General features: G+C 59.8%; 12 protein-coding genes. 4 read left to right on the top strand and 8 right to left on the bottom strand.

Features of this window, described 5'->3' with window-relative positions:
- Window positions 1-320: 320 nt before the first annotated feature.
- The 3 genes from gap to leuS all read right to left on the bottom strand — a co-directional run bounded on the left by gap (window position 321) and on the right by leuS (window position 5,809).
- Complete coding sequence (gene gap / locus O3648_RS00700) at window positions 321-1,325, bottom strand: type I glyceraldehyde-3-phosphate dehydrogenase (RefSeq protein ID WP_279740731.1); 1,005 nt, start codon at window positions 1,323-1,325, stop codon at window positions 321-323.
- A 643-nt stretch (window positions 1,326-1,968) separates the two neighbouring features.
- Window positions 1,969-3,096, bottom strand: coding sequence for a DegV family protein (locus tag O3648_RS00705; protein WP_371567804.1), 1,128 nt, complete (start codon window positions 3,094-3,096; stop codon window positions 1,969-1,971).
- 211 nt (window positions 3,097-3,307) lie between these two features.
- Window positions 3,308-5,809, bottom strand: a complete 2,502-nt coding sequence (gene leuS / locus O3648_RS00710; RefSeq protein ID WP_371567842.1) for a leucine--tRNA ligase — start codon at window positions 5,807-5,809, stop codon at window positions 3,308-3,310.
- Window positions 5,810-6,049: 240 nt separating this feature from the next.
- Between leuS and O3648_RS00715 the strand changes: the two genes are divergently transcribed.
- Together O3648_RS00715 and O3648_RS00720 are read left to right on the top strand one after the other, a co-directional pair.
- Window positions 6,050-7,105 (top strand): alpha/beta fold hydrolase, encoded by a 1,056-nt coding sequence (locus tag O3648_RS00715; RefSeq protein ID WP_371567807.1) that lies wholly within the window; start codon window positions 6,050-6,052, stop codon window positions 7,103-7,105.
- A 23-nt stretch (window positions 7,106-7,128) separates the two neighbouring features.
- On the top strand, window positions 7,129-8,256 hold the full coding sequence (locus tag O3648_RS00720) for a glycosyltransferase family 1 protein (protein WP_279788563.1): 1,128 nt from the start codon (window positions 7,129-7,131) through the stop codon (window positions 8,254-8,256).
- Between the two features lie 762 nt (window positions 8,257-9,018).
- Here O3648_RS00720 and O3648_RS00725 read toward each other — a convergent pair.
- The 5 genes from O3648_RS00725 to O3648_RS00745 form a co-directional block, all read right to left on the bottom strand.
- The gene (locus O3648_RS00725; RefSeq protein WP_371567810.1) at window positions 9,019-11,541 is read right to left on the bottom strand and encodes an aconitase; all 2,523 of its coding nucleotides are present in this window, start codon (window positions 11,539-11,541) and stop codon (window positions 9,019-9,021) included.
- 144 nt (window positions 11,542-11,685) lie between these two features.
- Complete coding sequence (locus O3648_RS00730) at window positions 11,686-14,157, bottom strand: primosomal protein N' (RefSeq protein ID WP_371567813.1); 2,472 nt, start codon at window positions 14,155-14,157, stop codon at window positions 11,686-11,688.
- 33 nt (window positions 14,158-14,190) lie between these two features.
- Window positions 14,191-15,396, bottom strand: a complete 1,206-nt coding sequence (gene metK, locus O3648_RS00735; RefSeq protein WP_279740721.1) for a methionine adenosyltransferase — start codon at window positions 15,394-15,396, stop codon at window positions 14,191-14,193.
- A 147-nt stretch (window positions 15,397-15,543) separates the two neighbouring features.
- Complete coding sequence (gene uvrC, locus O3648_RS00740; RefSeq protein ID WP_371567816.1) at window positions 15,544-17,484, bottom strand: excinuclease ABC subunit UvrC; 1,941 nt, start codon at window positions 17,482-17,484, stop codon at window positions 15,544-15,546.
- 210 nt (window positions 17,485-17,694) lie between these two features.
- Window positions 17,695-18,375, bottom strand: a complete 681-nt coding sequence (locus O3648_RS00745) for a 1-acyl-sn-glycerol-3-phosphate acyltransferase (RefSeq protein WP_279740719.1) — start codon at window positions 18,373-18,375, stop codon at window positions 17,695-17,697.
- 484 nt (window positions 18,376-18,859) lie between these two features.
- Here O3648_RS00745 and O3648_RS00750 point away from each other — a divergent pair, with 484 nt between their 5' ends.
- Both O3648_RS00750 and O3648_RS00755 read left to right on the top strand, forming a co-directional pair.
- Window positions 18,860-21,277, top strand: a complete 2,418-nt coding sequence (locus O3648_RS00750) for a nitric-oxide reductase large subunit (protein WP_279740718.1) — start codon at window positions 18,860-18,862, stop codon at window positions 21,275-21,277.
- 2 nt (window positions 21,278-21,279) lie between these two features.
- On the top strand, window positions 21,280-22,110 hold the full coding sequence (locus O3648_RS00755; protein ID WP_279740716.1) for a transposase: 831 nt from the start codon (window positions 21,280-21,282) through the stop codon (window positions 22,108-22,110).
- Window positions 22,111-22,131 lie beyond the last annotated feature (21 nt).

The following is a 22,131-nucleotide window of genomic DNA, read 5'->3' on the forward strand; positions in this document are numbered from 1 at the left end:
TTATATACCGTTTCCATCATACCGAATACTAGGGTGTTTAACAGCCTAAAAAATAGCTTTTATATGGTATTTTTCCGCAGAATATCGCGGATATTGACACTCTCTAAAACCTATTTTCTTACGGTATTTTTGACCCAAAAAGGGTGACAGAAAATAGCATGTTTATACGTTATTGAGGGTTTTATTCAAGACCTTTGCCAAAGAGCCTTGGTACAGCAAACCCCGACTCCCCCGCTTAATGCGGTGGTGCCGGGGTTCACTATGCGTTAGTCACGCGGGGTGACGCTTAGACTCGGTGAGCGTCGTAAGCCTATTGGGGCTTAGAGGGATGCCACAACCTTGTTGGTGAACATCACGAGGCGCGAAACGTAGCCGTACTCGTTGTCGTACCAAGCGATAACCTTCACCTGGTCGCCGATGACCTTGGTCAGCGGTGCGTCGAAGACGGTGGAGATGGACTCACCCTCGATGTCCTTGGAGACGATGGGGTCCTCGTTGTACTTGATGATGCCCTTCATGGGGCCCTCAGCTGCTGCCTTGATTGCTGCGTTGACTTCCTCAACGGTGACCTCACGGGAAGCGGTGAAGGTCAGGTCGGTGATGGAGCCGGTGATGGTGGGAACGCGGACTGCGAAGCCGTCCAGCTTACCCTTCAGCTCGGGCAGAACCAGGCCAACAGCTGCTGCTGCACCGGTGGAGGTGGGGACCATGTTCACGGCTGCTGCGCGTGCACGGCGCAGGTCGCTGTGGGGAGCGTCCTGCAAACGCTGGTCAGCGGTGTATGCGTGGATGGTGGTCATCAGACCCTGCTTGATGCCGAATGCATCATTCAGAACCTTAGCCATCGGAGCGAGGCAGTTGGTGGTGCAGGATGCGTTGGAGACGATGTGGTGGTTAGCTGCATCGTACTGGTCGTCGTTCACGCCCATGACGAAGGTGCCGTCGATGTTCTTACCGGGAGCGGAGAGGATAACCTTCTTAGCGCCAGCCTCGATGTGTGCCTTTGCCTTGGTGCCGTCGGTGAAGAAACCGGTGGACTCGAGGACTACGTCAACACCCAGGTCCTTCCAGGGGAGGTTCTGGGGGTCACGCTCAGCGAGGATCTTGATTTCCTTGCCGTCAACAACCAGTGCGCCTTCCTTGACCTCAACCTCTGCGTTGAAGCGACCCATGATGGAGTCGTACTTGAGCAGGTGTGCCAGGGTCTTAACATCGGTGAGGTCGTTGATTGCGACGATCTCGAAGCCGACGCCCTCGGTCTGAGCTGCGCGGAAGAAAGTTCGGCCGATGCGGCCGAAGCCGTTGATTGCTACGCGTACGGTCACTGGAGTATCTCCTTGTCAGTGCGTTGGTGGCGGTGTACAAATCCGATGCCTTGTAGACTCTGGTTTAGTCGGATTCGTCCGTGCTCTATGTTGCCCGGTTCGTTCCGCCGTTGTTGGTAACAATCCTACCCTAGTTTGTGTGTGTTTTGGTGTGTTCTATCAATAAATTTTTGTGAGTTACACCATGAAAACCGGTAAAAACCCGTTGTTTTCTGTTGTTTTGCGTTGTGTTCACCCTTAGAAAATGTTGCGATACGGTCACGGCAACATAAACACACGCGAAACACACATTTGCTAAAAACCGCACCATATCAAGGCAAAATCTGAGGGTAAAAAATACCCTTTCACCTGCGAATGGGTTCCAATGACACCCGATACGCTCGCACACGGTGCGAATTATCACCCAAAAACAGACGACCCCAAAGTAAGACACACCACAGCCTTAAAAAGGGCTAAATACGCTCCCGATGTACAAATTGAGCATATTTCGTGTCGCATTTCGTGTCACCCTCGGCGCATCATACGAAAACACCGCACAAGAACACCGCACAAGAACACCGCACAAGAACACCGCACGAGCACACCCGTAGACACACAACACGGGGCCAGCATGGACACACCGAAAGGCGGCTAGCACACAATCCTAATAAACGACCAGCGCCACAGCACCCAAACCGGAATGAGCCGACAGCACCGGCGGTAGTGCGCTCACCAAAAACTCCGGCGCCGAAGAGTCAGCAGTATCATGAACGAGGGAGCTCTCCCCCAGCATCTGCTGAACCTGCTCGTACAGCTGTACCGCCTGCGCCGCATTACCCACATGATGCACCGCAACCACCTCACCGCGCGGGGTTGCTTTGAGAGAAAAACAGGCGGGAGAAGGATTCATCTCAGGTGCAGCCGCAGAGGTGAGCGCCGCCGCATGCCGTTGATCACGGCAGGTCTGCACGGTAACCTCCACCAGACGCTCCAGGGCGCGCGCCGCAGTACGAGGGCGCTCCACATACGTCAGCTTGCCCTCGGTAATCGTGCCAATGGGTTTGATTTGGAGCATCTGACCCACCATCGCCAATGCCGGGGAGACACGGCCGCCGCGGCGCAGAGCATCCAGGGTCGGGATATAGAAGTAGAGCGTGGACTGCTCGCAGATGGACTGAATATAGTCCACCAGCTGCGCCGCAGTCGGATAGTCGGGGTTCGGATAGTTAGGGGTCGAATAGCCAGGGCTCGGACACTCAACACTCGAGCCGGCAGATGCAGAGTTCAGCACCTCCAGAGCGCGCACCACCGCATGACCGTAGGCGCCTGCGACCGTGCGGGTATCCACCACGCTAACACCCTCGGAACCCAGGCGGCTCAGGCGGGCACCGGTGCGTGCCGCCTCCACCGTACCCGAGAGTTCACCGGACAGATGCACAGACACCACATGCGTAAAACCTCGCGACGCCAAATCATCATACACATCAGCAAACATGCCCGGCGCGGGCCCGGAGGTGCTCACCGTCTGACCCATCACGTGCGCAAGCATAATCGCCTCGTCCACCTCGGCGGCAGTCAAATCCTGCAGTTGACGATCCGGCTCACCGGGCGTGCGAATAGTCACCGGCATCGGAACCAGCACAAAATTACCGCGAGCGCTCAGGCGCTGCACGAGCTTCGGGTCGAGGGAGGCGGCGCTATCGGTTACCACGGCAATGCGGGGGGCGTTATCCTGCTCGTGTACAGGATTTGCCCGCTCAGCATGTTCCTGCTGAGTATCCTTCTGGCTCATTGGTCTCTCTTCCCTGCTGGTTATATTCACGACACAACTATTGTGTCTGGCGTCTCATTGCGGACTTCTACCACCATAGCCCCGGTAGAGCAGAACGTCCAAGTGCAACGCACTAAAGGCCGCGTTAACGGCGCAAGCCCCGCCACGCCTCCGGGTTCATTCCATAGAACGAACTGAAGCCACAGCGGGGCTTGTACTTTATCTAAGAAGCTTAGATTACGATGTTCACAAGCTTAGGCGCACGCACAATCACCTTGCGGATCTCGGCGTCACCAATCGAACGCTGAACAGTAGCATCCGCCAGAGCCCGCTCCTGAAGCTCCTGCTCAGAAATATCCTTCGCAACCTCCAGGCGAGCCTTGACCTTGCCCTTAATCTGCACAATAGCGGTGACGGTGTCATCCACCAGCAGAGCCGGGTCAACCTCGGGGAAGCCCGCGGTCAGAACCGGGGTGTCGTAGCCGAGCACGTGCCACATGTCTTCAGAGGTGTAGGGTGCGTACAGAGACAGCAGAATAGCGATGGTCTCAGCAGCCTTACGGACCGCCGGGTCAGCCGCACCGGCCCCGGAGTCAATAGCCTTACGGGTTGCGTTCACAAGCTCCATGGTCTTTGCAACAACCACGTTGAACTTACCGTTCTCCAGCAGGCCCTGAACCTCGTGCACGGTGCGAGCAATCAGCTTCTGCAGCTCCAGGTCACCGGTGGTTGCGTCAACACCGGGTTCGCTGGTGACGTCCTGAGCCACACGCCATGCGCGGGCCAGGAACTTCTGCGAACCAGCCGGGGATACATCCGCCCAGTCCACGTCATCCTCGGGCGGGGACGCGAAAATCATGGTGGTGCGGATAGCGTCCACACCGAACTTGTCGAGCTGCTCACCCAGGTTCACGCCGTTACCCAGCGACTTGGACATCGCCTTACCGCCGTTGAGCACCTGACCCTGGTTCATGAGTGCCTTGAACGGCTCATCGTGCTTGATCAGACCCAGGTCGCGAACAACCTTGGTGAAGAAGCGTGCGTACAGCAGGTGCAGAATAGCGTGCTCCACACCGCCAACATACATGTCAACGGCACCCCACTCGCTCATAGCCTGCGGGTCGAAGGGGCCCTCATCGAAGTTCGGGGAAACATAACGCAGGAAGTACCAGGAGGAATCCACGAAGGTGTCCATGGTGTCCGAGTCACGGCGAGCCTGCTTGCCACACTCGGGGCAAGGCACAATCGCCCAGTCATCGGCAGCGGCAAGAGGCGACTGACCCTTAGGAGCCAGCTGCTCACCGCGCAGGTTATCGGGCAGCAGCACCGGCAGCTGATCCTCAGGCACCAGAACCTCGCCACAATCCTCACAGTGAATCACGGGGATGGGGGTACCCCAGAAACGCTGGCGGGACAGCAGCCAGTCACGCAGACGGTAAATGACCTTACCCTCACCGGTGCCGGCAGCCTCAACCAGCTCAATAGCCTTAGCGAGCGCCTCAGCCTTGGGCAGGCCGGTCAGCTCACCGGAGTTGATGAGCACGCCGTCACCAGCTGCGGCAACACCGCTGGTAGCCGGGTCCTCAGCACCCTCAACGTCCAGGACCTTCACGATGGGCAGGTCGAACTTCAGGGCGAACTCAAGGTCACGCTGGTCGTGCGCGGGCACAGCCATAATCGCGCCGGTACCGTAATCGGCGAGCACGTAGTCAGAAGCCCAGACGGGCAGCTTCGCGCCGGTCAGCGGGTTAATCGCGTAGCGGCCGGTGAACACGCCGGTCTTCTCGCGGTCGGAGGACTGGCGGTCAATATCGCTCAGTGCCTTAATGTCTTCGCGGTACTGCTCCAGGGCAGCCTTGTGCTCGGGTGCCACAATCTGCTCGGCGAACGCCGCATCCGCAGCAACCACGATGAAGGTTGCGCCGTACAGGGTGTCCGGGCGGGTGGTGAACACGGTGAAGGACTCTGCAGCCTGGTCCTCGGTCGCCTCAATCTCGAAACGCACCTCAGCGCCCTCGGAGCGGCCAATCCAGTTGCGCTGCATGAGCAGAACACGGTCGGGCCACTTGCCCTCCAGCTGCTCCATATCGTCCAGCAGCTGCTGTGCGTAATCAGTGATCTTGAAGTACCACTGGTTCAGCGACTTCTTAGTCACGGTAGTACCGCAACGCTCACACGCACCGTTCACAACCTGCTCGTTAGCGAGCACGGTCTGGTCCTTGGGGCACCAGTTGACCATGGAGTCCTTACGGTACGCCAGGCCCTTCTTGTAGAACTGCTCGAACAGCCACTGAGTCCACTTGTAGTACTCGGGGTCCGAGGTGTGCAGGCGGCGGCTCCAGTCAGCGGCAATAGCGTAACGCTTGAAGGACTCAGCCTGAGTCTCAATGTTCTTGTACGTCCACTCCTTGGGGTGAGTGTCGTTCTTAATGGCTGCGTTCTCAGCGGGCAGGCCGAAGGAGTCCCAGCCAATCGGGTGCAGAACATCGTAGCCGCACTGCTTGAAGTAGCGGGCGTTCATGTCACCAATAGCGAATGCCTCCGCGTGACCCATGTGAAGGTCACCGGAGGGGTACGGGAACATATCCAGCACATACTTGCGGCCCTTGGGGGCGTCACCGGTGGGCTGGAAAACCTTCGTTTCGTCCCAGTAGGGGCGCCACTTGGCTTCCATAGCGCGGAAGTCGTACGCATTTTCGTTGCGTTCGGTCTCTACCTGAGCAGACACAGCGATTCCTTAAATAAAGACAGGTTGATAAAAACTTAACCCTCCAAGTGTAACGCGAAACCCGCACCGCGCCAGAGTTGAGGCCGCCTCGACTACCAAATGGACGGCACCACCCACCCGACCACCTGCGCAATCACCCGCCCAACCACCGATGCGGCAGTCGGGTTTCAGAGCCCTTTCAGGCTTCTCCCCTAGAATTAAGAACGGGACTTAGCCGTCCCAGTACCCAACCCGCGAAAGGTACCCATGACCTCCACCGTTACCCCGGACTCCCCCAACGCCTCAGTTCTTGAGGGTGTGCCCGGCCCGCTCATTCCCGGCACCCGCCACGACGCCCTCATCGGTGACGGCCCGCAGGCAGTTATGACCCGCTACTGGCAGTACGGCAAAGGCATGAACGACGGAACCTTCCCCGAAGGCTCCTACCCCGTGCTGCTCGTGCACGGCTTCCGCGGCGACCACCACGGCCTGGAAATCATCGCGAACTACCTGCTGAAGCTCATCCCGAACGTCAGCATTATCAGCCCCGACCTGCCCGGTTTTGGCCGCTCCGCAGATCTGACCGAAAGCACCCCGAACAAAAACAGCCAGAGCGCAGACACACAGGGCGGAGACAACATCAACGCGTACGTGGCGTGGCTAAATGACTTTGTGAAGCACACTAACCCCGCCCGCGAGGATACGCAGCCCCTGCCGCTGCACGTGGTCGGCCACTCCTTCGGTTCCATCGTCACCAGCGCCTTCGCCGCCGCACACCCGAACTCGCTCGCGCTACTCTCGCTCATCAACCCCATTAGCGAACCCGCCCTCGAAGGCAGCCAGCGCGTCGCCTCCCGCCTCGCCTCCCTCTACTACCGTGCCGGCGCGGCACTCCCCGAAAAAATCGGCTACCCGCTACTGCGCTCGCAGCTGATTACCCGCGCCTCCAGCGAAGTCATGATGCGCACCAAGGATAGGGCAATGCGCCGCTTCATCAACGGCCAGCACGCCGCCTACTTCGGCTCCTTCGGCTCCCGCCGCGGAGTGCTCAGCGCCTACGAAGCGTCCATTACGCACACCGCCGCCGAATACGCCGCCGCAATCCGAGTACCGGTGCAGATGCTCGTCGCCGAAGACGACGACCTGGGCACCCCCGAAACAGCTCGCGCCATGTACGCGACGCTGACCTCCCGCGACCTGCCCGCCTCTTCGTCCGGCGCCCGCGAGCGCCTGGACATGATTCCCGAAGTCGGGCACCTCATCCACTACGAAACTCCTCGCCGCGCCGCGGAACTCATCGCCGATTTCGCCGCCGAACACTAAGGGAACGAACAGAAGGAACCATCATGAAACTCATGGTTGACGCCCGATACACCCGTATCGGCTTCCACGACGGCATCAGCCGCTACACCGCCTCCCTGTTGGGCGCGCTCAAAACCCTCATCGACACCGGTGACGAAGCCGCCGCCGACCTCGACCTGACCATGATTATTAGCGACGAGCGTCAGCTGGAGATGCTACCGGATTTGCCGCACGTGAAAATCTGCTCGCCCACCGGCCCGCTCGAACCGACCGCCTCACTACAGTTGAACAAGTACGCCCCGGACGTGGTGTTCTCCCCCATGCAGACCATCGGCTCCGCCGGACGCAAATTCAAGCTGATCCTCACCCTGCACGATTTGATCTACTACTCGCACCCGACCCCGCCCGGGTTCCTGCCCGCACCGGTGCGCGTGGGCTGGAGACTCTTCCACAAGACCTACACCCCGCAGCGCTTCCTGCTCAACCACGGCGACGCGGTCGTGACGGTTTCTGAGTCGACCGCCGCGCTGATTCGTGAGCACGAGCTGACCACTAAGCCGCTATTCGTGGTGCCCAACGCCCCGCAGCCCGGCAGCGTGGTCTCCCGCCAGACCGCGCTGGAACGTGTCATCACCCGTGAAGAGCAGCCCGTCAAGCACCTGGTGTACATGGGTTCGTTCATGCCGTACAAGAACGTAGAAACTCTACTGTTGGCGATGCGCTCGCTACCGGATTACCGCCTGCACCTGCTGTCAAAGATGCCGCCGCAGCGTCTGGTGCAGCTCACCGACGAACGCCTCATCGGTGAGAACGTGGAGGTGCACAATGGCGTGAGCGATGAGGAGTACCAGCAGTTACTCCGCCAGGCGCACGCGCTGGTGACTGCCTCCCGCGAGGAAGGTTACGGCCTGCCCGTGGTTGAGGCGCAGGCTGCCGGCTGTCCCGCGGTGATTAGTGACATCCCGATTTTCCGTGAGATTGCGCCACACACCGTGTTCGCGCCGGTTGACGGTGCCCCGGAGGCACACGCCGCCGACTGGGTGAAGGCTATCCGCTCCCTGGAGGACCCCGCCGTTCGCGAGCGCGTGATTATTGATGGCCTGTCGGATGTGCGCCGCTACTCCTGGCGCGACTCAGCACTCAAACTGCTGGAGGTCGTGCGCGGGCTCTAGGGCTTGCAAGGCTTACAGAACGCGGCGCTAGATTACGGCGCTAGACACAGTAATGCCGCCGCGCTCCCCCGAAACTCGGGAGGGTGCGGCGGCATTCTACATATTCAATTCCTGGGCACCGGGTAGCGTATGCGACGTACAGCGGCGGCGTGCAAGGGCGGCTCACAGCAACGATGTACAGTGGCGGTTCGCTACACACTTCCTCCGCGCCGACGCAGGGAACCCGCCCTCGCAGAGCTCGGGCACCCTGAGGGCGCATCCGGAAGGTGCAGCCTCACCGCATCACACCGAAGCAGAAATCCTTATACGTAAGCTCCGCGAGCCGCTTCCTTCGCAGCCAGCTCATCCGCGTGACCATAAGTGTAGAAAATCTTCGCGTCATCCAGCTCAGCGAAGCGCGCCAAGTAGCGGTAGATAGCTCCTCGGTCATATCGGAAAGCAACACGGGGTTCGGGGGCATGACACCGTAATTGTGTACAGAAGCAGACCCTCCGCATGCAGGTTCATATGCGGAGGCGATCATAGTCTGAGTCACCAGCATTCATCTTTCGTTGGTGTACACGGTGTGAAGCATGCGCGAAGTTGAGTGATAGATACTGCCAAACCACCTCGACAAGCACCGAAATAGTATCCTCAGTGCTGAATATATTGCCGCAGATACGGAGACTAAGCTAATTAGCAGCCCCTAGAGCTATTATCAACCGCTAAATGCACAAAGGTGTATAAAATGGCTGACATGCACCCGTACCGAGCAAGACTAATCTACACCCCATTAGCCTGTGCCGCACTAGTCTGGACTGCACAAGTTTGTGACGTACCCTTCTCCCCTACGCTCGCCACGGCTTCAAACTCCTCGTCATCGTCCTCATCACCATCAAGACCCAAAAGAGCCGTCACCATCGGCAGAGGGTTGAACTCACTCAGCTGACCCGTGCGGTCCACCTTACGCATCATGAATGCACGCTGCAAACGCCGCTGAGTCAACGGCGAAAGCACCAACACCAGTAGCGCCTCCACCACAAAAATGCCAACCAGAACCCACAGCAACAGATCCGAAGAGCCCGCCTCCTCACGCAGCTGCTGAGCATCCGCCACCAGACGAACAAAGCCCTCCGAATGCAGGCGCGAGGTATCATGTCCCGTCAACGCGGCCAGCATCAGCAGAAGCACCGCATACAGCCCGTAATGCATAGTACGCATCCACTTCTTCACACGCGCAAAACCGCGGTTCAGTTCCGTACCAATATCGGTGAAAGCCTCCGCCCTCTGCGCCTGCTCACCCGCCGGCATCATGTGCGGCACCAGGCGGTGCGAAAGCATCAACGGCACTGGCGAGCACGCATCAAAATACTGCATGTGACTATTCACCGACGGGCCTGGCAGGGTCACAAAGCTGATATCCACACCGGCGGACTGAGTAATATTCGACCTGCCGATACTGTCACCATGAGCAGAAATCTCGCACCGGTCAGTCACATCAAGATCCTGCAACATCGGCGCATAAGCGCGCACATACAGGTGGCAGACGCTACGCACCGACATCATGAGCACCAGGACCAGCGCGCACCAAAACGCCACGGAGGCGGCGGTCAGCTCAGGGACAGAACCCTCAACACGCAGCTGAGCCAGTAGTAGCATGAACACCGCGTACAGCATGAAAACACCGTGCACGAAGAGCAACGGAATCAACCACTTCACGTAGGCGCGCGTGCCGTAGGGGTTGACCAGGCGCGCATCCGCCAGACGCATATCAGCCGGACTCTTTGCGGAGGGAGTTTCGGGGGTGCTTTCCCGGGCGCACTTGCAGACAATACGCGCCCTACCCTTCAGGGTGCCCAGCACGCTCGCAACCAGCGGCGCCATGCTCAACACCAGGGGTACCAGCATTGCATAGTGCAACAGCGAACGGTACGGGCCAAACAGCAGGGACACCTCCACCAGCCAGGAAAACGCCGCGACCGCACTCACCCACAGCAGCATGGCGCGGTTACGGTAACCACCAGCTACGTCCAGGCGCCCCGGAATATCATTGCGGTCACTAGCGATAATGCTAATCGGCACCACGCCACTACCCAGGCCGTAGAAGAAACGAATCGGCTTCTTACCCGCCGCCGCACGACGACGCAGCAGCTCATAGCTCAAATATCCACCCTGCGAATGGGCAATAATACCCACCGCATCGCTACGGGAACTCAAATCGTCCAGCTGACGATCCAGACGCGCATAAATACGCTCCAAATCGTGTGAATCCGGGCTGGTCGCCGTCTGAATCAGCTGCGTCGGAATAGCCTTCACCAGGGCCCACAGCTCACGGGCACGACGAGCCAAAACCCAGCCCACAATACCCAAACCGAGCACCGCCGCAAGAGCCGTAAACGCACCCTGCACAGTGCCCAGGGACGCAACAAAAGCATCACGGAAGGTCATCACAGCCAACGCCGCCAGCACCAGCCACAGCGCCACATTCACAAACCGAGCCATAAAACGCAATAGGTGCCCGGCACGCTCACGCCAGGTCACGCCGGGGCGCTCACAGTAGAAGCAGAACATCAGAAACAGCGGCAAAACCGACACCAACCAGGGCAAATGCTCCTTCAACGGGCGGTAATGCTTGGGCCGCCAGAAGCCTTCCTGAAAAAGAAGGCTACGGCGAGTGACTGTGCGAACCGGGCGCGGCTTCGGCTGAGGCAGACGCGGAAGTTCAAGATTGGGCAGCTCGATATTGGGAAGCTCAATGTTCGGGAGCTCTACCTTGGGGAGCTCAATTTTTGGCAAATCAATCTTAGGGAGCTCAACCTTAGGAAAGTCAATGCCCCGAAAATCAATGCTAGAGAGATTAAAACCGGCACTCTCCGGGCTTTCTTCGACCGGGGCGGCGGGGTATTCTGTGCGCTCAATCGTCAACGAATACGTCAGCTCGCTATGGTGGCTCAGCGGGTTCACCTCAGCGGCAGGCGGGAGGGTATCGCCGTCAGGAATCACCTCAACACGAACCCGTGCAGAATCCTCCTCGGCGGGATTCTCTTCAGAGAGCGCAACAGAATCCGCACCCGTGTTCAGCGCCAACAGAGTCTGCACACTATGCGCTACCGGCTTGCCAAAATACGCGAGCGTCTCACCATGATTCTGGTAGCCAATACCGTGAATCAGCAGCACCGCCGCATCATGGTGCTTACCTTTGCGGTGCAGGGCACTCTTCGGATGTGCAGAAGCATACTCAGCCAGCCGACGATGCTCACCGGCAGGCAGCGCACTACCCTTCAGCAGATGAGGCATCTTCGGCATGCCTCTCACCTCCTCGCCTCTGCGCACAACGCGCCCGCAAACCCGCCTACTTAACACTCACAGCACACATATCGGTGCTGCCCGGTGCGTCTCTTTGGGGGCAAAAATCACCCCTCACTAGAACACTACAGCACGACTAGAAAATCACAGCACGTCCAGGCCGTCACATCGAATCTGAACCGGCCGCTCCCCCACGTTCTTCTTCAACGCCGCAATCGTTGCACGCGTAGCACGCAATTCGCGGGTCACCTGCTGGGCAATGCCGTACGAGAAGAACATCAGGGTACGCCAATCGCCCTGAACCGGCGCCTCCTCAGAATCTTCTTCAAGAGACTCCGACCAGGCAAAATACCCCTGATTCAGAGGAACCGGACCCACAATACGCAACTGCTCACGAACCCGCTCCTCCAGCGTAGAAGAGCCCAAGAACTCCTCAATGAAGGCGCGAACATCCGCTTCCGCACCGGTCACCGCAGCCGTACGAACCGCCGGAGGCAGGCCTGTCTGAGAGCGCTCCTCCAGCTCCCGGCGAGCAAACCACGCCGGGTCCCAACGCACCAGCGCCTGCTCCACCGGCGACGGCGAAGCAGTCGTCACCACCGTGCCCTCAAGAGCCACCGGACGAACCAACGCCGCCGCATTCAACCAGCGACGCAACGCCGCCTCCGGGGCACGCAACGAATCAAAACGAAGCATCTTATCGGCATCCAACAAAAGCGCCGCCGCATAGCCACCAAAAGCCACCGGCTCAGCACCCGGAGTCGCCACCACCAACGCAGGCTCAGGACCAACCGACGCCCGCACATGGTCACCCGCCGAAGAAATCACCGGAACATTCGGAAAGGCACGACCCAGCTCCTCAGCAGTACGAGTCGCACCCGCCGCCGAATAACGCCAATGCGTAAAACCGCACTCAGAACAACGCCACTGCTGCGCCAAATGACCGCACCACGAACACGACGGAACTGACGAACCCGAAGCCACCGACAAAGGCCCGCTACACTCGCCACAACGCGCCGGCATGCGGCAACGCTCGCACGAAAACGACGGAATATAACCGCTACGCGCCACCTGCACCAACACCGGGCCACGCGCCAACGCCCGACGAGCATGCTCAAACGCCAGGTGAGGAATACGCGCCATCGCCGCCAACGGGTCACGTGCCAACTCAAACTCCGACCCCGTCGAAAAAATACGCGGCGAATAATCACGCACCAGCGCACGCGGCGCACGTACATGAGACGCCCAGCGGGTACGCACCAAACGCGCCGCTTCACTACTCATGCTGAACCCGGCAAACAGCGCCGCAGTATTCTCAGCAGAAGCACGCAGAAGCAACACATCACGGGCATGACAATACGGGGCGCGCTGCTCCACCAGCGAGGAATCGCCGTCATCCCAGCACACCACCAGGCCCAGGTTCGCCACCGGCGCGTAAGCTGCCGCGCGGGTACCAATCACCACCGGAACCTGCCCCAAACGTGCCTTCACAAACCCGTGATAGCGAGTATGCGGAGTCGAATCAGAACTCAAACGCACAAACGCGTTAGCCGGTAGGCGTTCGGCGAGCGCGGCCTCCAGAAGATCCAGGTTCTTAGCGGTCGGAACCACAGCAATAGCGCCGCGACCACTCGTAGCAGCGGTTGCGAGTGCGGTCGCCAAAACATCCGCCCAGGTGTGCTCCAGGTGGCCGGGAAGAACCGTCATCACGGCGCGGGTCGCGGCACCGGCGGCAACATCCTCAATGAACTCCGCACCGTTCTCATAATCGGAGAAGACGGAGGCGGCATCGGGCACGTCCGGGTTCAGCGCCGGCGGGTCCAGTACGAAGGGCGCGGGTGCGCCGGGGGTGGCAAGCCAGGCGTACGTGTCAGTATGAGTGGAGGCAGTGGCGGAGGCGGCAGAAGGCTCGGGATCCGTGTGCTCAGATTCCGCAACCTCGAGAGCCGCGTTCTCGGGGGTGTTTTCCTGCGGCTTCTCCCCCACACTTTTGGGGTTGCTCTCGGAGATGTTTGCCGGGCTGCTCTCAGGGATATTGGAAGTACTTACCCGGGCAGAATCACCCAAATATGCCGACTCGTAACCCGGCAGAAGAGGCGCGTACTTCTTATCTAGAGCGGCAATACGCGGCGGCACCGCCAGACGCAAAACATTCGCCACCGTGGAGGCGTAACGGTCGGCAAGCGCCTCGGCAAGCGCAAAAATTTCGGGCGCAACAGACGGCACACGCGACAGCACCGACTTGAGCGGCAGCAGCGAGGTGCGCGTCCAATCGGTCGTGGCGGCGCGCTCCTCAATGTAACCGGTCAGCTCATGACCGTTGAACAGCACACGCACGCGGGCGCCGGGCACCGCATCCTCACTCAGCTCAGCGGGCACGCGGTAATCAAACGTGCGGTCCACCTGCGGCAGGGGGCTATCCACGCGCACACGCGCTACAGGGTTCTGCACACCGCTCGCCTCCAGCTCAGCGGCAACATTCACCGGCTCCGGGGCAGCCGGAATCAGGGCATCACGAAGAGCAGGAAATCCCTGCAACAGGTCAAGCTGTTGCAGGGATTCCTGCTGGGCACCCAACGGTGCCGAAGAGTTCGATTCAGAACTGCTCTGAGTCACCCGAATCAGCGTGCTCCTCTACCCTGACAGATATTAGGAGGAGGACACTGCCGAACGCAGCGCATCCACGCGGTTCAGGCGCTCCCAGGTAAATTCCGGCTCGGTACGACCGAAGTGGCCGTGAGCTGCGGTCTTCTTGTAGATCGGGCGGCGCAGATCCAGTTCGTTAATGATTGCCAGCGGGCGCAGGTCGAAGACCTCACGCACAGCCTTCTCAATCTTAATCGGGTCGACCTTCTCGGTGCCGAAGGTTTCAACGTACAGACCGACCGGCGCTGCCTGGCCGATAGCGTACGCAACCTGAACCTCGGCGCGGTCGGCAAGACCGGCGCCCACAATGTTCTTCGCAACCCAACGCATTGCGTACGCTGCGGAACGGTCCACCTTCGACGGGTCCTTACCGGAGAACGCGCCACCACCGTGACGAGCCGAACCGCCGTAGGTGTCCACAATAATCTTGCGGCCGGTCAGACCGGCGTCACCCACGGGACCACCCTGAACGAAACGGCCAGCGGGGTTCACAATGAACTTAGCGTTGGAGGAATCCAGCTCGACGCCGCCCAGAACCGGTGCAATCACGTGCTTCTCAATGTCTGCACGCAGGTCAGCCAGGTCGTAGCTTGCAGTGTGCTGGCTCGAAACAACCACGGTGTCCACGGAGACGGGTTTGTTGTTCGAATCGTAGCCGAGGGTCACCTGAGTCTTGCCGTCGGGGCGCAACTCAGTCAGCAGGCCGTCCTTACGGACCTTGGTCAGACGCTCAGAGAGGCGGTGCGCCAGCCAAATCGGGGCGGGCATCAGCACGTTGGTCTCGTTGGACGCGTAACCGAACATGATGCCCTGGTCGCCCGCGCCCTGGCGGTCGTACTCGTCAGCAGCGATGCCCTGACGAACCTCCAGGGACTCGTACACGCCGGCGTTGATGTCCGGGGACTGCTCACCAATGGACACGGACACGCCGCAGAACTCACCGTCGAAGCCGCGGGTAGAGGAATCGTAGCCGATACCCAGAATGGTCTCGCGCACGATGGAGGGGATTTCGACGTAGCTGGAGGTGGTCACCTCACCGGCAACATGCACCTGCCCGGTGGTTACCATGGTCTCCACAGCAACGTTCGCTACGGGGTCCTGGGCGATGATGCCGTCAAGGATGGCGTCAGAAATCTGGTCACAAATCTTATCGGGGTGGCCTTCAGTCACCGACTCGCTGGTGAATAGGCGCAGATGGTTAGTACTCACGGTTTCCACTCTACTGGTTGAGGGCGCGCGAAGATAGCGCGCTCGTAATGATGACGGTTTCCTTCAATTATGACACGTTTGTTAAGAGCTATTACGAGGCGGGTGCATAGTAGCCAGTCAGCTTCTCAACCGGCATTATCAGCGAAGCTAGCTCAACGCCGCCAAAATCTTCTGAGTCATCGCCGGACCAATACCCGGCACCGCCGTCAGCTCCTCGGCGCTCGCCTGCCTTATCTGAGCCACCGACCCGAAGTGCTTAATCAGCGCGGCACGCTTCACCTCGCCCAGACCGGGCACCTCGTCCAGGGCGGAGGCGACCATCGCCTTACCGCGCTTAGAACGGTGGAAGGTGATAGCGAAACGGTGCGCCTCATCGCGGATGCGCTGCACCAGGTACAGTGCCTGCGAAGTGCGCGGCAGGACGACCGGGTAGTCGTCGTCCGGTAGCCACAGTTCCTCCAGGCGCTTAGCGATGCCGGCAACGTACACATCCGTAATGCCTAGGTCGCTCAGCGCGGCGGAGGCGGCAGCCACCTGAGGCGGACCGCCGTCCACGAGCACCAGGTTCGGCGGATAGGCGAACTTCGCAGGCTCGGGGGTGGAGGCATCAATCTCACCGGAGTGCACGGGCGCGGCTTCGCGTTCTGCCTGCTGCGCCAGGTGCCTCTTGAAACGGCGCGTAATGACGTCGTACATGCTGGCGGTATCGTCACGCGCGGCGTCGCCGGTAATACTGTAGGTGCGGTAGGCGTTCTTCGCGGGCATGCCATCCTCAAAGACGACCATGGAGGCGACCACGTTCGTACCCTGCACATGCGAAATGTCGTAGCACTCGATGCGTAGTAGCGGATCAGGCAATTCCAGCGCTTCCTGCAGCTCCACGAGGGAGGCGCTGCGAGTGGTCAAATCACCGGCACGGCGGCTCTTGTGCAGGGTCAGCGACTGGCGCGCATTCTCGGCAACCGTCTTCATGAGTTCTGCCTTGTCGCCGCGCTGCGGGACGCTAATTTCCACGGGGCCGCCGCGCACCTCCGCCAGCCAGAATGCCAGCTGCTCCTTATTCTCGGGCTCCACCGGCACCAGCACGGAACGCGGAATATCGTAGCTGTTCAGGCTCTTCTCGGCGTCCTTCTGGGAGGCGAGACTCGCCGCAATATCGCTGTACACCTGCGCAATCAGCTGTTCGATGAGCTGCGCGTCGGTGCTGTCGTTGACCTTCTCCACAATCCAGCCGCGCTGGCCGCGAATCCTGCCGCCACGCACAAAGAACACCTGAACGGACGCCTCCAGGTCGTCCTCAGCGTAGGCGAACAGGTCGGCATCCACGGTCGCGCCGAGCACCACGGCATTACGCTCAAACGCCTTAGTCAACGCGGCAATATCGTCACGAAGAATCGCGGCGCGCTCAAAGTCCATATCAGCTGCGGCGGCTTTCATCTCAGCAGTCAGCTGGGCGATATGCTTCTCAGCACCACCACCCATAAACCGGGTCAGCCCGCGCGCCAACTCGCGATGCTCCTCGGCGCTAATCTTGCCCACGCACGGCGCCGCACACTTATCGATATAGCCGAGCAGGCAGGGCCTGCCACTATTCTTCGCTCGGTTAAACACACCATTCGTGCAGGTACGCACCGGGAACACGCGCAGCAGCGCATCCAGGGTTTCACGAATCGCCCAAGCCTGCGAATACGGGCCAAAATAGCGCACGCCCTTACGTCGCTCACCGCGAGTGACCATCGCGCGCGGGTACACGTCATTGACCGTAATTGCCAGGTACGGGTATGACTTATCATCACGGAACGCAATATTGAACCGCGGCGAAAACTCCTTAATCCAGGTGTATTCGAGCTGCAGCGATTCCATCTCGCTCGCCACCACGGTCCACTCCACACTCGCCGCCGTATGCACCATCGCATAAGTCTTCGGGCTCAGTGTCTGTGGGGACGCAAAATAGCTGTTGAGGCGGTTGCGCAGGTTCTTTGCCTTACCCACGTAGATGACGCGGCCGTCGGTATCGCGGAAACGGTAAACGCCCGGGTCGGTGGGGATTTCGCCGGGGGCGGGGCGGTAGCTGGAAGGCTCTGCCATGGGTACTTTCTCCTAGCTCTACTGGGCTTTATGGTGGTTCTCTACGGGGTCGGTGCGAGGTCTCTGCGGTGGGGGTCTCTACGGGGCTGCCAGGGTCACCTCAGGCTCGCGCATACGACAAACCGCGCATCCTGCACCACTCTCCCCCAAAGCGCGGGGTCGGTGCGTGAATGCGCGGTTTAAGTCTACGCGGTATAGGCGGCGTGTGCCCTAACCTGCGTCACGTGCGGCTGAGGGCGAAACGTTATATTCGTGCTTTCGCGCCTGGCCGGACAGCTGAGCAATCTCATCCATGATCGTGTCGGTGGTGACGCGGCGCTGTTTGCCGGTCATCTTCTCGCCGATCTTCTCAAAGTAGAGCGGCTTGCCCACACGAATCGTGAAGCGGCGCGGGTAAATCATGTTCGACCCGGGCTTCTGCAGGCGGTCGGTACCGATCAGACCGACCGGTACCACGGGCGCGCCGGTCATGTGCGCCAGCCACGCCACACCAATCTTGCCGCGGTACAGGTAGCCGTCACGGGAGCGGGTGCCTTCTGGGTAAATGCCGAAGACCTTACCCTCCTGTAGCTTCTTCAGGGCAATATCGAGCGCCTTGAGCGATTCGGAACGGTCGGAGCGGTTCACGGGAATGATGTCCACGGCTTCGAAGAATGCCTTCATCATCTTGCCGCGCGGACCGGGGGTGTTCACGTACTCAGCCTTAGCTAGGAACGCTACGCGGCGCGGCATCATGGCGGAAATAATGATGGAGTCCAGGAAGGACAGATGGTTGGAGGCGACAATCACCGGGCCGGTGGCGGGGAAGTTTTCGAGTCCGGTCACGCGGGCGCGGAAGACGGTGCGCAGGATTCCGGTGATTGCTTTCTGGGTGGATCTGTAGAGAAGCACGTGAACTCTCCTGAGGTGCCGATAGATTGCGGGCTGTGGCGGCGGTCCGCCGTGGATGCGGGGTGAATGACCCCTTCTGATGATGCACCGTGTGGGTGCACAGAATCTATACTGAAAAAATTTGTACTGTGTTTAGTAGTATCGGGTTTTATTATTCCACACCCGAGTGTAGGAACGTGAGGGGTGCCGCACCTCCCTTCCACATGCTGGGATGCGCCTCCCGCCAAGGATTCAACCTCAACGTAATATTTCAGGTTTTTCGTCGTGTGATTGCAGATTTTCCAGCAAGGTAGCCGCGTCACATTGCGACGAAGCGTCAGTAAAGTTTCTTAAATACGCATTTAATATGCAAAAATAGGAGCAGGGTGGGCTGTCGCACCTCCCTCAAGGACGATTCACCCTGAACATAGTGAGCCGCCCCTCCAGCGGATGTGCGTCGGAACCACTCCACCTACACAATCCACGCACACTGGAGACATACACTATGGCTACAAAACCCGTCTCGCGTGCGCAGGCAGCAAAGATTGCCCGCCGCTCAGACACGGTCGGTGCCTATGCCGGAAAAGGCTGGGTACAGGCTGTTGCGTTTGTGATGCTCCTGGGCTTCACCATCATGGCAGTCCTTGCAATGCGCACCTACGCACTCTCCATGCCGCTACCCGACAAAATCGTCGGTAACGACGGCAAAACCATCGCAACCCAAGAACAGATTCTGCACGGTCAGGAGCTGTTCCAGGGACGCGGCTTGCAGCAGTACGGATCCGTGCTCGGCCACGGCGCCTACCTCGGCCCCGACTACACTGCAGAATACCTGCGCCTGACCACCGATGCCGCCGTCAAGGAGTACCGCGAACAGGGCAAGCAGGACCCCCGCGAACTCGTCAAGAACGAATGGCGCAAGGAGAACAAGTACGACGAGCACACCAAGACCATCACCTGGTCCGCTGGTCAGACCAAGGGCTACCAGCTCATGCTCAAGCACTACCGCGAAACCCTCATGAAGGGTGACACCTCGCAGGGCCTGTTCCCCAACGCCATTAAGAACGAAGAAGAACTGCACGACATCGTCGCATTCTTCGGCTGGACCGCATGGGCATCGGCGGCAGACCGCCCCGACCAGCCCTACTCCTACACCAACAACTGGCCTTCCGAACCCAACGTGGACAACAAGCCCACCGCGGATCTGATGGTCTGGTCGGCACTCTCCCTGATTGCCCTCATCGGTGGTACCGGTCTCATGTTCGCCATCTACGGCCGCTGGTCCCGCGCTATCGGCTGGCACGCGGAAGAGGCACCCGTCCTCGACTTCCGTCAGCCCGACGAAGTTCGCCTAACCCCCTCGCAGAAGGCAGCCTGCCTGCTCTTCGCAACGATTCTGGTGCTCTTCCTACTGCAGGCTCTGGTGGGTGCACTCACCGAGCACTACCGTGAAGAACTCACCGGATTCTTCGGTATCGACATGGGTCAGCTGTTGCCCTACACGGTATCTCGAACCTGGCACCTTCAGCTCTCCCTCTTCTGGACCGCAGGCGCGTTCCTGGCAGGCGGTATCTTCATCGCCCCGCTGATTACCCGCCGCGAACCCAAGAAGCAGGGTCTGCTCACCTACGTTCTCATCGGCGCCGTGGTCTTCGTGGTCCTCGGCTCGCTGCTGAACGAATGGTTCTCGCAGAAGGGCCTGATCCCCAAGGACCTCACCGGCTTCTTCTCGCAGCAGTGGGAGTTCCTGGACCTGCCGCGATTCTTCCAGATTCTGCTCACCGCAGGTATGTTCATCTGGATTGTCATCGTCTGGCGTACCCTCTCCGCTCGTCTGAAGGACTCGAAGAAGACCTCCCTGCCGTGGCTGTTCCTCTTCTCCGGCCTGGCCATCCCCATGTTCTACGCAGTCGGCCTGCTCGCAGGTCAGCGTACCCACGTGACCGTCGCCGAATTCTGGCGATTCTGGGTGGTTCACCTCTGGGTGGAGGACTTCCTCGAACTGTTCACCACCGTCATGGTGGCATACATCTTCGTGCTGCTCGGCGTAGTCCGCGAGCGCATCGCCATCTCCATCATCATGATGGACGCTGTGCTCTACTCCGTCGGTGGCGTGGTCGGTACCCTGCACCACACCTACTTCGTCGGTACCCCCTCCGAACAGATGGCATTTGGTGCGTTCTTCTCCGCAGCTGAGGTTATCCCGCTGACCTTCCTGACCGTTGAGGCATGGGGCTTCATGCAGCTGGGTGCTCGCCAGTACTCCAATCGCACCAAGCCTTTCCCGCACCGTTGGGCTGTCATGTTCCTAATTGCTGTGGGCTTCTGGAACTTCCTCGGCGCAGGTGTGTTCGGCTTCCTCATCAACCTGCCGATCGTGTCCTACTTCGAGATTGGTACGGCACTGACCGCAAACCACGCACACGCCTCCATGATGGGTGTGTACGGTATGCTAGCGATTGCCTTCGCGGTGTTCGGTCTGCGCTACCTGCTCCCGGAGAACAAGTGGCCGGAGAAGAGCCTGAAGTTCTCCTTCTGGACTCTGAATATTGGTCTGCTGTGGATGTCCTTCATCTCGCTGCTGCCGCTGGGTATTGCTCAGCTGTACAAGTCCGTGGGTGAGGGCTACTACGAGGCTCGTTCCTTCGCGTTCATTCACGACGGCGCCTCCGCCGTGATGGGTTGGATGCGTATGCCCGGCGACGTCATCTTCCTGGTTGGCATCATCCCGCTGATCAAGCTGGCACTGCTGGGTATCAAGGAGATTTTCTCCAAGAACGCTAAGGAAACCGTTCTGGAGCTGCCCGAGCCGCCGCTGTATGAAGAGGTTGAGGACGCTCGCATTGCAGAGTTCGCCGGTGCTCAGGCTGCCGAGGAGCTACCCGAGCAGACCAGCCCCTACCGTAGCGATCGTCGAGGCTAATCATGCCTGAGCAGATTGCTGGAGTTTCTTTCTTCGTGTGGCTGGCCTGCGTGTATGCGCTCGGTCTGGTCGCCGTGGGTTGGGGCTTCGATATTCTCGCTAAGCGCACCAGTCAGCGTTTCGTGGCGGCGCGAACTTTCGGGTTCACCTACCACGAAGAGAGCGACGCGTGGCTCTGCCCCGAAGACCAGTGGCTATGGGCGACCGCATTCGACTCGGATAACCGAGTGATGCGTTACCGCGCCAAGCCCAGCGTGTGCAACACCTGCCCTATCAAGGACACCTGCACCGTCTCGGCGAACGGCCGCGAGCTCACCCGCGAAGTGGACGAATGGCCCTACTCCGAGTCGGGCCGTTTCCACCGCGGACTGGCAGTGGCAGTGTCACTGCTAGGTGTGGTCACCCTCATTGGTGCCGCCATCGTCTGGCACTCCCCGCTGGAGCTTCTGGTGGAGGGTGCGGTCGTTGTGGTCTGCCTGTCGCTGACCTACCCGCTGGCTGTGAAGCTCATGCGTTCCCCCGCGAACTTCCAGAACGATCCGAAGCATATTCACGCATCCACCGCTGATGAATCGGTGAACGTGAAGATGGATCGTTTCGCGGCGAAGTGGGGTGGCGTGTCGAATGAGCGTAAGCGCCGCACCGAGCAGACCCGTAAGCAGATAATTGCGGATGCAACCCTGCCGGTTCGTACCTCCTTCCTCGACCCGGACCGCCCCGCATGGAGTGGTACCGGCACCTCCGTTCCGCGTCTGCATAAGACCACGAACGAGGTGTTGCAACAGCAGAACCTTGCTGATGCTCAGGTCGCGGAGGAAATGGCGAAGAAGTAGCGCTGCATAAGTTTTTCCGTT

Origin of the sequence: Rothia sp. 27098_8_161, from assembly GCF_041432905.1 — a bacterium.
GTDB lineage: Bacteria > Actinomycetota > Actinomycetes > Actinomycetales > Micrococcaceae > Rothia.